This window comes from Nocardioides epinepheli (genome assembly GCF_037936805.1).
Classification (GTDB): Bacteria; Actinomycetota; Actinomycetes; order Propionibacteriales; family Nocardioidaceae; genus Nocardioides.
Genome location: NZ_JBBMMC010000006.1, coordinates 276,901 through 289,716, shown reverse-complemented (window position 1 = coordinate 289,716; position 12,816 = coordinate 276,901). Strand labels below are relative to the sequence as shown.

Below are 12,816 nucleotides of genomic sequence, written 5' to 3'. Positions count from 1 at the left end.
GCCTTGCCTTCGACACCGGCCAGCATCGAGTTTCCTATGTCCTGAGACATGGGTTTCCTATGTCCTGAACCAGCACACTGCCGGAGGCGCCAGCGGGTCGACCGCGTTCGGTGCTGCACCGTTCCGCGCAATTGCGCCGAACAGGTCGACCCACCGCCGCGACACTGCACCAAACCGCGCAATTGCGCCGAACGGGGCGGCCGGCCGGACGTCGGAGACCGCCGCTCACTCCCACCAGTTGGTCTCGGTGGCCAGCAGGGCCAGCTCGTCGGCGCTGAGGACCGGGGCGGGACGGGTCGGCACGCCGCCCATCGCAGCCTCGGGGGCGTTGTAGGCGACCAGGTCCACGGACCGGCCGTCGCGGTCGAAGTAGCGCGCCTCGACGCCGACCAGGTTCGGGTCCTTGCCGAGGACGTCGGGGAGCGTCGGTCCGGTGATGAGCCAGCCGGTGTCGGTCTCCACGCACTCGTCGGGCTTCGGTGAGGCAGCGACGCGACGACACAGGTCGGTGGCGTGCTCGGACACCCACTCGGGGTCGGAGGAGATCCCGACCAAGAGCTCTCCGACACCGTTGCCGTCGGGGTCGTACTCGACCGAGGTGAAGCCTAGCGACTGCAGACCCTGCTGGCTCGGCGGCACCTCCAGCTTGTCCTGCAGCAGCTTCTGGGCGCGCTGGAGGTGCGGCGGGAGCTCGTCGGGAGCACTGGTCGGGCTCGGAACGGTGCTGGCGCGATCGCTCGCGGTCGGCGTGCCCGCGACCGGGACACCCGAGCCGGCATCGTCGCCCCAGCCGGGGACCAGCGTGGCGGCGCCGACCGCCGCGACGGCGACGGCGGCCACCGCGCCGCCCTGGGCGAATCGGCGTCGGCGCACGGCCCGGCGTCCGCGGCTCATGCCACCGGCCACCAAGGTGTCCTCGGCCGTCACCGGCTGCATGGCGCGGTCCATCAGGCGGCTCATCTGATCGTCGTTCAAGGGGGTCTGGTGCGTCATCGTCTCGCCTTTCGGTCGCCGGTCAGCGGCTGGGATCGAGTAGGTGCAGGAAGTCGGCTCCGAGGTGCTCCCGGATCCGGGTGAGGGCGCGGCTGGCTCGAGAGCGCACCGCGTTCTCGGTGAGCGAGAGATCCCGGGCGACCGCGGCGACGTCCATGTCGAGCAGGTAGCGCTGCACGATGACCGCCCGATCGACCGGCGCGAGCTCGCGCAAGGCCACGACCAGCACGTGCCGAAGGTCGCTGTCGACCTGCGGCGCCTGTCCGTGGGGCGGATCGGCGATCGGCACCTCGGTGGAGCTGCGCCGCCGGATCGAGTCGAGGTAGATCCGGGTGAGCATGGTGCGGGCGTAGGCGGCCGGGTTGTCGGCCCGGCTCACCCGTGCCCACTTGGCGTAGACCCGGGCCAGGGTCTCCTGAGCCAGGTCCTCGCCACGGTGCCGGTCGCCGGTGAGCAACCATGCGGCCCGGAGCAGCTCGTGCGAGCGGGCTCGCGCGAACTCCTCGAAGTCGTCTCGGTCTCGTTGCCGCACCGGCTCTCCTAGCGCGTCTCGTCGGGGTCTCTCACTCTTCCCGACGAGGTGAGCTCCGGCGATGTGTCACGCCGACCCGGATCGCTTCGGAGCCGGCTGGAGGGGGTCGCGCGGCGGCGCTTGTTACTGACCGTTGTGAGTACTGACCTGCTCTTGCAAGCGCAGGCCAGAGGTGACAACGGTCAGTAACAAGCCGGCGGCCACGACAGCCCGGCCTCAGCAGCGCTCGATCGTGGCGTCCTTGCGGGCGTCGTCGCCGTAGCGGCGGGCGGCACCGATGTCGGGGCTGACGACGCTGGCGCCGCCGACCGTGGCGAAGCCGCCGTGGACGACGCACGTGGTGATCTTGCGTGGGTCCACCTGGGCGATGGCGTGGGCGATGCGGAAGAGCTCGGCGGGCCCGAGGTCGGTGCTGGTGTGCTTGAGCACCGAGAGGACGCCGCGGTCGATGAACCCCGGACGGTCGACCCGCTCGGCGATCTTGGCCTGGATCCCGCGCAGCACCAGCTGCTGGTTGGCCGAGCGGTCGAAGTCACCGCCGGGCAGCGACTTGCGCACCCGCGAGAACGCGGTGGCGCCCTGACCGTTCAGCTTGATCTTGCCGGCCTCGAATCCTCCCGGCCGCAGGTAGGGGTCGGAGAAGGAGCGCGGATTGTTCACCGTGATCCCGCCGATCTCGTTGATCATCGCGTGCAGGAACTCGAACCGGGTCACGAAGATGTAGTCGGGCTCGACGCCGACGAGGTCGCCGACGGCCTCGCCGAGCAGTTGCGGTCCGCCGTAGTAGAGGGCGGCGTTGATCCGGTCGTTGCCGTGGCCGGGGATCGGCACGTAGGAGTCCCGCGGGATGCCGATCGCGGTGGCCGCGCCGGTCCTGGTGTTCATGCCGACCAGCTGCAGCGCGTCGCCGCGCACCCGGGTCATGTCCTCGCCCACCCGGGCGTCCGAGCCGACCGCGAGGATCCAGATCATGTCCTTCTCGAGCGCGACGCCCTCGGCGTGCTGGTACTTCACCAGCTCGGCCTGCGCCACCGCGACCTGCGAGTCGGGGACGACGACGCCGACTGCGACCAGCACCGCGGCCAGGGCTGCCCATCTCTTGATGCGGGACATCACACCCGCCCCCTCTTCAGGTCGTAGCCGAACACCTTCCACTCCCCCGACTCGCGGGTGAGGTAGAGCGCACCGAGGACCCGGTCACGCCGGGTGACCTCGCCGCCGAACTGCATGCCGACGTGGACGTGCGCGGTGACGGCCGCGGGCCTCCCCCCGGGGGCGAGGACGTCGAGGCGGACCGCGCGGGCAGTCATCTCCACGCCGTCGATCCGCTCACCCACCCCGGCGTTGGTGAGCAGGTTGCGGTCGGCTTCGGCGCGGGTGCGCGCACCGGTGGTGAACGAGCCGAATGCTCCGGCGAAGTCGGTGCGTGGGTACTCCCCGCCGTAGCCGCGGTCGATCCACACGTCCACGGCTGCGGTGATCTCCTCCACCAGCTGCGCGCGCGGCTTCTTCGGCAGGCGACCGGTGACGTGCTGCACGCTCGTCTTGGTCGCCAGCGGCGGCGCGGCAGCGGGTGTCGACGACGTCTCACTCGGCTCGGGCGGTGCGGACTCGTCGTCGCCGGAGCAGCCCGCGAGGAGCAGGCTTGTGAGCAGCAGGCACGCGAGTCCCGCGGACGCCGAACGCGGCGCAGTGGGCGACGCAGTGGCTGACGCAGTGGCTGACAACGTGGACCGACGGCCCTGAGGCCGGCGTTGGGTCATGGTGTGGTGACTCCCTGGGTCGGGTCGTGGAAGTGCTGGCTGGAGCGGCCGACACGCAGCGCTCGTGCCGGCGGGATGTGGCTCCTGTAACAGGGTGCACGAAAGTCGACCACCGAACGCGCATTTGCTGGCGCGTGGGTCTAGCCTTGACAGCAGTCATACCCAGCCGGTCATCTCACCTTGGAAGAGGCGAACCTCGTCGTGCCGCAGTCCTCTGGCCACTCCACCAGCTCCACCCGATCTGCCGAACCGTCCGACAACGACTTCGGGGCCAACGAGTGGCTCGTCGAGGCGATGCGTGAGCAGTACGACGCCGACCCGACGAGTGTCGACCCGCGGTGGGTCGACTACTTCAAGGCCGACGGCGACGCCGGCTCGAAGTCCAACGGCGGCTCGACGACCGCCACAGCCAAGGGCGAGCAGAACGGGGCAGCCGCGGCGGCGAAGGCGGAGCCCAAGAAGGCCGAGCCCAAGAAGGCCGAGCCCGAGAAGGCGGAGAAGAAGGACGCCGAGAAGGACGAGGCCAAGGTCACGCCGAAGGCCCAGCCCAAGGAGCAGTCCAAGGCGGCCCAGCAGGCCAGCGGCCAGCCCAGCGCGAAGAGCGGCTCGCAGGCCAAGGCCCCGGCGAAGCCGACGCCGAAGGAGTCGCGGCCGGCCGAGAAGGCCGAGGAGTCCGACGAGCCCACCTACACCGTGCTGCGCGGTGCCCCGGCCCGCACGGTCGCCAACATGGACGCATCACTCACGGTGCCCACCGCGACCTCGGTGCGCTCGGTCCCGGTCAAGCTGCTGTGGGACAACCGCATCGTCATCAACAGCCACCTCGCCCGCGCCCGCGGCGGGAAGGTGTCCTTCACCCATATCATCGGCTACGCGCTGGTGCGCGCCCTGGCCTCGATGCCGGAGATGAACGTCGGCTTCGAGTTCGTCGACGGCAAGCCGAACCTCATCACCCCGGCCCACATCAACCTCGGGCTGGCCATCGACGTCCCCAAGTCCGACGGCTCGCGTCAGCTGCTGGTGCCCTCGATCAAGCACGCCGAGACCATGGACTTCGCGGCCTTCTGGACCGCCTACGAGGAGATCGTCCGCAAGGCCCGCGACAACAAGCTGACCGTCGACGACTTCAAGGGCACCACGATCAGCCTCACCAACCCCGGCGGCATCGGCACCGTGCACTCGGTGCCGCGCCTGATGGCCGGCCAGGGCGCGATCATCGGCGTCGGCGCGATGGAGTACCCCGCCGAGTGGCAGGGCGCCTCGGAGGAGGTCATCGCGCGCAACGGGATCAGCAAGGTGATGACCCTCACCTCCACCTACGACCACCGCGTCATCCAGGGTGCCCAGTCCGGGGAGTTCCTCAAGCGCCTCAACCAGCTGCTCCTCGGCGAGGACGGCTTCTACGACGACATCTTCCGCTCCCTGCGGATCCCGTACGAGCCGATCCGCTGGAACAAGGACATCGCGACGTCGCACGACGACGAGATCGACAAGCAGGCGCGGATCCTGGAGCTGATCCACGCCTACCGGGTCCGCGGACACATGATGGCCGACACCGATCCGCTGGAGTACCGCCAGCGCACCCACCCCGACCTCCAGATCGAGCAGCACGGGCTCACCTTGTGGGACCTCGACCGCGAGTTCCCGACCGGCTCCTTCGGCGGCGAGGGCCGGCGGTTCATGAAGCTGCGCCAGATCCTCGGCATCCTGCGCGACTCCTACTGCCGCACCATCGGCATCGAGTACATGCACATCATGGACCCCGCCCAGCGGCGCTGGATCCAGGAGCGCGTGGAGCGTCCCCACGAGAAGACGCCGCGCGAGGAGCAGCTGCGCATCCTGCTCAAGCTCAACCAGGCCGAGGCATTCGAGACCTTCCTCCAGACGAAGTTCGTCGGGCAGAAGCGGTTCAGCCTCGAGGGCGGGGAGACCACCATCCCGGTCATCGACGAGATCTGCGAGGCCGCCGCCGCGGCCGACCTCGACGAGGTGACCATCGGCATGGCCCACCGCGGCCGGCTGAACGTGCTGGCCAACATCGTCGGCAAGAAGTACAGCCAGATCTTCCGCGAGTTCGAGGGCAACATCGACCCGCGCACCGTCCAGGGCTCCGGCGACGTGAAGTACCACCTCGGCGCCGAGGGCGAGTTCGTGGCCGGCTCGGGCGACACCATCGCGGTGTCGGTGGCGGCCAACCCCTCCCACCTCGAGGCGGTCGACCCGGTGCTGGAGGGCATCGCGCGCGCCAAGCAGGACGTCCTCGACCAGGGCTCGGCCTACCCCGTGCTGCCGCTGCTGGTGCACGGCGACGCCGCCTTCGCCGGCCAGGGCATCGTGGCCGAGACGCTGAACCTCAGCCAGCTGCGCGGCTATCGCACCGGCGGCACGATCCACGTCGTCGTCAACAACCAGGTCGGCTTCACCACCTCCCCGGGCTCGTCGCGGTCCTCGCTGTACTGCACCGACGTCGCCCGGATGGTCCAGGCGCCGATCTTCCACGTCAACGGCGACGACCCCGAGGCGTGCATCCGGGTAGCCCAGCTGGCCTTCGAGTACCGACAGGCGTTCAACAAGGACGTCGTCATCGACCTGGTCTGCTACCGCCGCCGGGGCCACAACGAGGGCGACGACCCCTCCTACACCCAGCCCCTCATGTACGACCTGATCGAGCAGAAGCGCTCGGTGCGCAAGCTCTACACCGAGTCCCTCATCGGCCGTGGCGACATCACGATCGAGGAGGCCGAGCAGGTGCTGGCCGACTACCAGCAGCAGCTCGAGCGGGTCTTCACCGAGGTGAAGGAGAGCTCCAGCCACCCCGACGAGTGGACCACGGTTCCCGACTACCCCGAGAAGCCGGACGCCGACGCCACCACCGCGGTCACCCCCGAGGTCCTCAAGCGGATCGCCGACGCCTACGTCACCCCGCCCGAGGGATTCACGGTGCACCCGAAGGTGATGCCGCAGCTCCAGCGCCGGGCGGCCGCGATCACCGACGGCCCGATCGACTGGGGAACCGGCGAGATCCTCGCCTTCGGCTCGCTGCTCATGGAGGGCCGCCCGGTGCGGCTCTCGGGCCAGGACTCGCGGCGCGGTACGTTCGTCTCGCGCTTCGCCACGATCATCGACCGCAAGAACGCCGACGAGTGGACACCGCTGGCGCACCTCACCCCCGACCAGGCGAAGTTCTACGTCTACGACTCCCTGCTCTCCGAGTACGCCGCGCTCGGCTTCGAGTACGGCTACTCGGTGGCGCGCCCCGAGGCGCTCACGCTGTGGGAGGCGCAGTTCGGCGACTTCGTCAACGGCGCCCAGACGGTGATCGACGAGTTCATCACCTCCGGCGAGACCAAGTGGCGCCAGGAGTCCGGTGTGGTCATGCTGCTCCCCCACGGCTACGAGGGGCAGGGCCCCGACCACTCCTCGGCGCGGATCGAGCGGTTCTTGCAGATGGCCGCCGACGACGCCTACGTGATCGCCCAGCCCTCGACGCCGGCGTCCTACTTCCACCTGCTGCGCAAGCAGGCCCTGGGCGAGGAGCACCGTCCGCTGGTGGTCTTCACGCCGAAGTCGATGCTCAAGCGCAAGGAGGCCGCCTCGCAGCCCTCCGACTTCACCCACGGCACGTTCCGCCCGTTCATCGGCGACGCGGACGCCGACCAGGACAAGGTCGACACGCTGCTGCTGTGCTCGGGCCGGATCACCTGGGATCTGATGGTCGAGCGGGCCAAGCGCCCCGACGGCGAGCGGTTCGCGATCGCGCGCATCGAGCAGCTCTACCCCCGTCCGGTCGACGACATCCGCGCCGAGATCGCCCGCTACCCGCACCTGAAGCAGGTGCGCTGGGTGCAGGACGAGCCGGAGAACATGGGGCCGTGGTCGCACTACGCGCTCAACGTCTGGGGCGACCTCGACGCCACCGTCGAAGGGGTGACCCGACCGGAGTCGTCCTCGCCGTCGGTGGGCACGATCAAGCGCCACACCGAGGAGCAGAAGGAGCTCCTCGGGCGGGCGTTCGCCTGATCCACTCCGATCACCAGCGCGGCACCGCAAGGTGTCGCGCTGGTGTCGTCTGCGGGGCGCTAGCTAGGGCGTGTCTCCATACTGCTGGTGGATGCCGGTGTCGCCATGAATCGGGAGACACGCCCTAACGCCGGGTCGCCCTGATCGCGGCCTGCACCAGGTTGGAGGGGTCGCCGTCAGCGGTGACCGGCTGGTCGTTGACCACGACATAGGGAACGGCGGGCACTTCGTTGCCGCGGGCGAACACGTCGGCCTTGAGCACCGCGCCCGACTCCGCTCTGTCCTCGATCCCCGGGCGCACCGCAGCCTCGTCGGCGCCCGCCTCCACGGCCCGGGCGATCAGCCACTCGGTGTCGGGATAGGGACCTGTCTGCGCTGGCTGCTGCTCGAGCAGCAGGGACTGCAGGGCGAAGGCGACCTCGTCCCCTGCGGCGTTCCGGGTGACGAAGACGGCGTTGGCGGCTCGGCGGAGTAGCTGCCGTAGCGGCTCAGATAGTTCACGAAGCGCACCACGAGCCGGAACTCGCCGTTGCGCGCGCCCTGGACGAGCGGGTCGGACACCACGTGGAGCCGGGCGCACGGCGGGCACAGCAGGTCCTCGTAGACGACGATGGTGTCCTCGGCGTCCTCGGGCCCCAGCGCGATCCCGTATTGGTCGGACGGCGGCGTGGCCGGTTCGGTGGTGGTCTCGGCTGGGGTGGACTCGCTCTCCGGCGCCGACGCCGGTTCCGAGCCGGAGACGTGGTCGTGGGGGCCGGCGTCGGTGTCGTCGTCACTCAGCACGTAACCGACCACGACACCCCCGGCGACGAGAAGGACCAACACCACGGCGACGACGATCCAGATGCCGTAGCCGCCGGAAGAAGGAGGGCGGCCTCCGCTCGCTGTCGGCGGCCAGGCCGGCGGAGGGCCCGGAGGCGGTGGGCCGGCCGGCGGCGGACCGGCCGGCGGCGGACCGGACGGCGGCGGTCCCCACGGAGGCTCGGGAGGCGGTCCCGGCTGTGACATGCGGCGTCCTTCCCAGGGCGACGAGGTCCTACCCTACGGTTCATGTACTTCACCGATCGCGGCATCGAGGAGCTGGAGAGGCGGCGCGGCGACGAGGAGGTCACCCTGGCCTGGGTGGCCGAGCAGCTCCAGGCCTTCACCGACTCGCACCCGGAGTTCGAGACGGCCGTCGAGCGGTTCGCCACCTGGCTGGCCCGGCTCGACGACCCCGAGGACTGAGCCGATGGCCGAGCTCCAGTTCTTCACCGGCACCATGGACTCCGGCAAGAGCACGCTGGCGTTGCAGACCAACCACAACCACGCCGCGCGCCACCGCAGCGGCCGGATCTTCACCGCCCACGACCGCGCCGGCACCGCGACCTTGTCCAGCCGGCTCGGCCTGACCCACGAGGCGATCGAGGTCGACTCCGACTTCGACTTCTGGCGCTACGTCGTCGACTCGCTCACCCAGGGCGCCCGGATCGACTACCTCATCTGCGACGAGGCGCAGTTCTACACCCGCGAGCAGGTAGACCAGCTCGCCAAGCTGGTCGACGAGCTCCAGATCGACGTCTTCGCCTTCGGGATCCTCACCGACTTCCGCACCGACCTGTTCCCGGGCAGCCAGCGGCTGGTCGAGCTCGCCGACCGGATGCACGTGCTGCAGGTCGAGGCGTTGTGCTGGTGCGGCAAGCGCGCGACCCACAATGCGCGCACCGAGGACGGCGCCATGGTCGTGGAGGGCGAGGTGATCGTGGTCGGGGACGTCGAGGACGTCGACGCCGGCCCGCCGGCCGAGGTCGCCTACGAGGTGCTCTGCCGCCAGCACCACCGCCGGCGCCTCACCGCCGCCCGCGCCCAGGCCGTCAGCCTCGCCCCCGAGCCCCTCCCCTTCGGCTGAATCCGGTCGCGGAAGTCTCCTCTTCCGCTGTGACCCGGATCACCCCTAGGTTTCGTGAGGTGACCCGATCCTCGAAGCACCACGCGTCCAGAGTCCTCGGTCCGGTCGTCCTGCTCGCCCTGGTGGCGCCGCTCGTCGCGGTGCTCGGGCTCGCGCCTCCGGCCCACGCGGACGGGCCGGAGGCGGGGACGCCGTGGGTGGTCACGCTCGGCGACTCCTACATCAGCGGGGAGGCCGGGCGCTGGGCCGGGAGCAGCAACGCCTCGAGCGCCCGCGCCGACGCGCTCGGACCCACCGCGTACTTCGACAACAACGCCGGGACCGGCGAGCAGATCAACCGCTGTCACCGCAGCAGGTCGGCCGAGGCCTACCTCGGCGGCGGGGTCAACGGCCTCAACCTCGCCTGCTCGGGTGCCACCACCCGCACCAGCGCCGGCAGCACCTTCAAGCCGGGCCTCGACTTCTTCGACGACGGCGCGGGCCGGGTCGGCCAGGCCAAGGCCCTCCAGCAGTTCGCGGCGACCCACCACGTGAGCATGGTCGCGGTCTCGATCGGCGGCAACGACTTCGGCTTCGCCGACATCGTCGCCACCTGCGTCGCCGACTTCCTCTACTCCCCCAGCTGGTGGAAGGACTACTGCCGCGACGACCGGTCGGTGACCTCGCGCTTCACCGCGGCCAACGTCACCGCGGTCCGCGACCGGATCGCCGGCGCCTTCCAGAACGTACGGACCGCGATGCGCAACGCCGGCTACGCCGACGACTCCTGGACCCTGGTCGCCCAGACCTACCCCTCGCCGATCCCCCGCGGCAGTGGGCTGCGCTATGCCCAGAGCGGCTACACCCGTCAGTCGGTCGGTGGCTGCGGCTTCTGGAACGGCGATGCCGACTGGGCCAATGACACCGCGCTGCCCACCATCAACACCACCGTGCGCACCGCGCTGACCCAGTCCGGAGTCACCAACAGCGTGGTGCTCGACCTCGCCTCGGCGTTCAACGGCCGTCGCCTGTGCGAGAACGGCGTCGGACTCTACGAGGAGCGAGGTCTGGCCAACTGGCAGTCGCCGGGCGCCGTCGACCAGACCGAGTGGGTCAACCAGATCCGCACCGTCACCACCTGCTGCGCGAACAGCCCCTACTACATCCAGGAGTCGCTGCACCCGAACTACTGGGGACAGCTGGCCACGCGCAACTGCCTGCGCCAGGTGTGGAACGGCGGCGCGCCCCGGGGCGGCTCGTGCACCATCTCCGGGCCGGGACTGGTCGGCGGCGAGCCCCGGATGCAGTTGCGCTGACGACGTCCGGTCAGTCGAGCAGGATCGGGATGCTCATCTCGTCGGCGGTGAGCGAGCCGTGCAGGCCGACCAGCGTGGTCTCGTAACGGAAGCGCGTCGAGGAGAAGACCCCCAGGTCGTCGCGCGCCGCGACCACGACGTCGCCCAGGCGCGGCCGCACGGCCGCGTCGACCGGGCCGAACCAGCCGCGGCCGATCGCCTCGTCGCGGGTCAGGACGAGCGCCCGGTCACCGAGGAAGCCACGCCAGGTGGCCAGGACGTCGTCGACGGCCCCGCCGCGGCAATACAGGTGCCGGAACCTGGCCTCCCCGCCGATCAGCGCCAGCCCGTCGAGCAGCTCGGGGTGCTCGTCGACGTCGACCCGACTGTCGTGCGGGGAGTCGATCATGCCGTGGTCGGCCACGACCACCAGCCGCCGGTCGGAGGGAAGGGCGTCGCGCAGCTGCTCGGCCTCGGCGTCGATCATCGCCAGCTGTTGCAGCCACTGGCTCGAGGCGACCCCCCACTTGTGGCCGGTCCAGTCGAGGTCGCTGTCGTAGAGGTAGGTGAGCGAGGGCCGCTCGGCCGAGGCGGCCACCGCCGCGGCGATCCGCTCACCGGCCCGGTCGGCTCCGACGTAGCCGGCACCGCGGGTGGAGGCGACGCTGAGTCCCGAGCCGCGGAACTCGCGCTTGTTGACCACGCTCACCGTCGCACCGGACGCCGCCAGCGTCCCGAAGGCGGTGGGGTGCGGCTGCCACTCGGCGGGGTCGACCTGGGCGTCCCAGGCCAGATGGTTCAGCAGCCGGTCGGTGCCCGGCACCCGGGCGGTGAAGCCCACCAGGCCGTGCGCCCCCGGCGGCAGCCCGGTGCCGAGCGAGGTGAGGCTGGTCGCGGTGGTCGAGGGCACGCCGGCCGTTCCGCTGCCGCCGTCCGCACTTTGCGCCAGCAGCCCGGACAGGTAGGGGGCGGCGTGTGCGTAGCGCGCGAGGAGTCGGGCCCCGAGGCCGTCGACCAGGAAGAGCACGTACGCCGGCGCCGGTGGCAGCACCAGGGCGTCGTCCGGTGTGGCGTCGCGATCGCCCACGCCCAGGGCGCGACCGATCGCCGGGACGACGTCGGCCAGCGAGCGCCGCCCGTAGTCGGGCTCCACGAAGCCGGCGTCCACCGCGCGGCCCCGGCTCAGTGCTGGGTGCGCGCCGAGAGGGACGCCGCGAACGAGAGCAGCCCCCCGACGGCGTCGCGCCCGTCGGCCGCGGCGGAGACGCGCAGCGAGAAGTCGTCGGAGGCCAGCACGCCGGTGTAGCCGTGGTCGGCGTCGCACTCCGGGTCGCTGCACCCGGCCGGCTCGAGGTCGACCCGGCTCACCCCGCCCCAGCCGATGGTCATCACGGCCTCGGCGGGCGGGTTGGGGCCCTTGGTGGGGTTGGCCGTCATCCGGGTGACCACCACCGACTTCACTGAGGTGAGGCTCACCGCCTCGGTCGAGGTCGAGGTGTAGGGCTCGGGCAGCAGGTCGTCGCCCGCGTGCTCGTCGGTATGGGCCAGGATCAGTCGCGTCGGAGTGAGCACCACGACGCTCTGGTGGCGTCGCACCTCGTCGAGGTCGAAGGTCGGCTCGTGGTGCACGTAGAACGACACCACCTGCTCGCCGGCCACCGCTCCCGCCACGGAGTCGGCGACGACCTCCGGGTAGTAGCCGGTGCGGTCGATGGCCTTGCGAAGATCGCGCGAACGGTCCACGGTCTGCTCGGTGTCGTCAGCCGGGCCGGAGCGGTGTGCACGCATGAGGGGCAGTCTGTCACCCGCGCGCTACTGCTGGGCGGCCATCCCCGTTCCCAGGGCGATCATCATGACGCCCCCGGCCACCCCGAGTCCGTCGAGCCGCTCGGGACGGCGCACGAACCACGTCCTCGCCGTGCCTGCCGCCAGTGCCCAGGCGCCGTCGGAGAGCACGCAGAGCCCCCCGAACACGACACCGAGCAGCGCCAGCTGCGGGCCTGCCGGCGCACCGGTGGCGGCGAACTGCGGCAGGAACGCGACGAAGAACACGATCGTCTTGGGATTGGTGACGCCGACGACGAAGCCGGTGATCACCGAGCGTCCGCGCCGCTCGGGCTCGGCCAGACCGGCGTCCAACGCCAGGCGGGCGTCCCCGCGATGCCGGATCGCCTGCACCCCGAGGTAGACGACATAGCCCGCGCCGACGACCTTCAGCACCGTGTAGGCCATGGCGCTGGCCGCCACCCCGGCACCTGGATGAAGAGGATCGAGGCGACGAGGAACGCGATCCACTGACTCGAGCTGGGCACGCGAAGAGTGTGGCAGCCCCACGCCCCGACGTCG

General features: G+C 70.7%; 13 protein-coding genes. 4 read left to right on the top strand and 9 right to left on the bottom strand.

The window, feature by feature from the left end:
• Positions 1-225: 225 nt before the first annotated feature.
• From WMR31_RS10790 to WMR31_RS10775, 4 genes are all read right to left on the bottom strand, one after another.
• Complete coding sequence (locus WMR31_RS10790; RefSeq protein WP_340538818.1) at positions 226-993, bottom strand: hypothetical protein; 768 nt, start codon at positions 991-993, stop codon at positions 226-228.
• A gap of 22 nt (positions 994-1,015) precedes the next feature.
• Complete coding sequence (locus WMR31_RS10785; protein WP_340538817.1) at positions 1,016-1,525, bottom strand: SigE family RNA polymerase sigma factor; 510 nt, start codon at positions 1,523-1,525, stop codon at positions 1,016-1,018.
• Between the two features lie 216 nt (positions 1,526-1,741).
• Positions 1,742-2,638 carry an LCP family protein gene (locus WMR31_RS10780; RefSeq protein ID WP_340538816.1) on the bottom strand — a complete coding sequence of 299 codons (897 nt, stop codon included), beginning with the start codon at positions 2,636-2,638 and terminating at the stop codon, positions 1,742-1,744.
• Positions 2,638-3,063 (bottom strand): hypothetical protein, encoded by a 426-nt coding sequence (locus WMR31_RS10775; protein WP_340538815.1) that lies wholly within the window; start codon positions 3,061-3,063, stop codon positions 2,638-2,640. Before WMR31_RS10775 ends, WMR31_RS10780 begins: the two co-directional genes overlap by 1 nt.
• Positions 3,064-3,582: 519 nt before the next feature.
• Between WMR31_RS10775 and WMR31_RS10770 the strand changes: the two genes are divergently transcribed.
• Complete coding sequence (locus WMR31_RS10770; RefSeq protein ID WP_445321624.1) at positions 3,583-7,308, top strand: multifunctional oxoglutarate decarboxylase/oxoglutarate dehydrogenase thiamine pyrophosphate-binding subunit/dihydrolipoyllysine-residue succinyltransferase subunit; 3,726 nt, start codon at positions 3,583-3,585, stop codon at positions 7,306-7,308.
• Between the two features lie 124 nt (positions 7,309-7,432).
• Here the strand turns inward: WMR31_RS10770 and WMR31_RS10765 are convergent, their stop codons facing one another.
• Both WMR31_RS10765 and WMR31_RS10760 read right to left on the bottom strand, forming a co-directional pair.
• The gene (locus WMR31_RS10765) at positions 7,433-7,636 is read right to left on the bottom strand and encodes a hypothetical protein (protein WP_340538813.1); all 204 of its coding nucleotides are present in this window, start codon (positions 7,634-7,636) and stop codon (positions 7,433-7,435) included.
• Between the two features lie 11 nt (positions 7,637-7,647).
• A complete protein-coding gene (locus WMR31_RS10760; protein WP_340538812.1) occupies positions 7,648-8,136 on the bottom strand; it encodes a DsbA family protein in 489 nt (162 codons plus the stop codon).
• A 222-nt stretch (positions 8,137-8,358) separates the two neighbouring features.
• Here WMR31_RS10760 and WMR31_RS10755 point away from each other — a divergent pair, with 222 nt between their 5' ends.
• The 3 genes from WMR31_RS10755 to WMR31_RS10745 are packed head-to-tail and all read left to right on the top strand — an operon-like array spanning position 8,359 to position 10,491.
• Positions 8,359-8,535: a DUF6104 family protein gene (locus WMR31_RS10755; RefSeq protein WP_340538811.1), complete on the top strand. Its 177-nt coding sequence runs from the start codon at positions 8,359-8,361 to the stop codon at positions 8,533-8,535.
• 4 nt (positions 8,536-8,539) lie between these two features.
• The gene (locus tag WMR31_RS10750; protein WP_340538810.1) at positions 8,540-9,196 is read left to right on the top strand and encodes a thymidine kinase; all 657 of its coding nucleotides are present in this window, start codon (positions 8,540-8,542) and stop codon (positions 9,194-9,196) included.
• Between the two features lie 59 nt (positions 9,197-9,255).
• Positions 9,256-10,491, top strand: a complete 1,236-nt coding sequence (locus WMR31_RS10745; RefSeq protein ID WP_340538809.1) for an SGNH/GDSL hydrolase family protein — start codon at positions 9,256-9,258, stop codon at positions 10,489-10,491.
• Positions 10,492-10,501: 10 nt separating this feature from the next.
• Here the strand turns inward: WMR31_RS10745 and WMR31_RS10740 are convergent, their stop codons facing one another.
• The 3 genes from WMR31_RS10740 to WMR31_RS10730 are packed head-to-tail and all read right to left on the bottom strand — an operon-like array spanning position 10,502 to position 12,717.
• Positions 10,502-11,638, bottom strand: coding sequence for an alkaline phosphatase family protein (locus WMR31_RS10740; RefSeq protein WP_340538808.1), 1,137 nt, complete (start codon positions 11,636-11,638; stop codon positions 10,502-10,504).
• Between the two features lie 14 nt (positions 11,639-11,652).
• A complete protein-coding gene (locus WMR31_RS10735) occupies positions 11,653-12,258 on the bottom strand; it encodes a DUF5998 family protein (protein ID WP_340538807.1) in 606 nt (201 codons plus the stop codon).
• A gap of 24 nt (positions 12,259-12,282) precedes the next feature.
• Positions 12,283-12,717, bottom strand: a complete 435-nt coding sequence (locus tag WMR31_RS10730; RefSeq protein ID WP_340538806.1) for a LysE family translocator — start codon at positions 12,715-12,717, stop codon at positions 12,283-12,285.
• Positions 12,718-12,816 lie beyond the last annotated feature (99 nt).

Excerpts from the sequence above, each read along its gene's own strand:
- WMR31_RS10780 (WP_340538816.1), bottom strand. The coding sequence starts at position 2,638 with ATGTCCCGCATCAAGAGATGGGCAGCCCTGGCCGCGGTGCTGGTCGCA.
- WMR31_RS10770 (WP_445321624.1), top strand. The coding sequence starts at position 3,583 with ATGCGTGAGCAGTACGACGCCGACCCGACGAGTGTCGACCCGCGGTGG.
- WMR31_RS10750 (WP_340538810.1), top strand. The coding sequence starts at position 8,540 with ATGGCCGAGCTCCAGTTCTTCACCGGCACCATGGACTCCGGCAAGAGC.
- WMR31_RS10755 (WP_340538811.1), top strand. The coding sequence starts at position 8,359 with ATGTACTTCACCGATCGCGGCATCGAGGAGCTGGAGAGGCGGCGCGGC.
- WMR31_RS10735 (WP_340538807.1), bottom strand. The coding sequence starts at position 12,258 with ATGCGTGCACACCGCTCCGGCCCGGCTGACGACACCGAGCAGACCGTG.
- WMR31_RS10790 (WP_340538818.1), bottom strand. The coding sequence starts at position 993 with ATGACGCACCAGACCCCCTTGAACGACGATCAGATGAGCCGCCTGATG.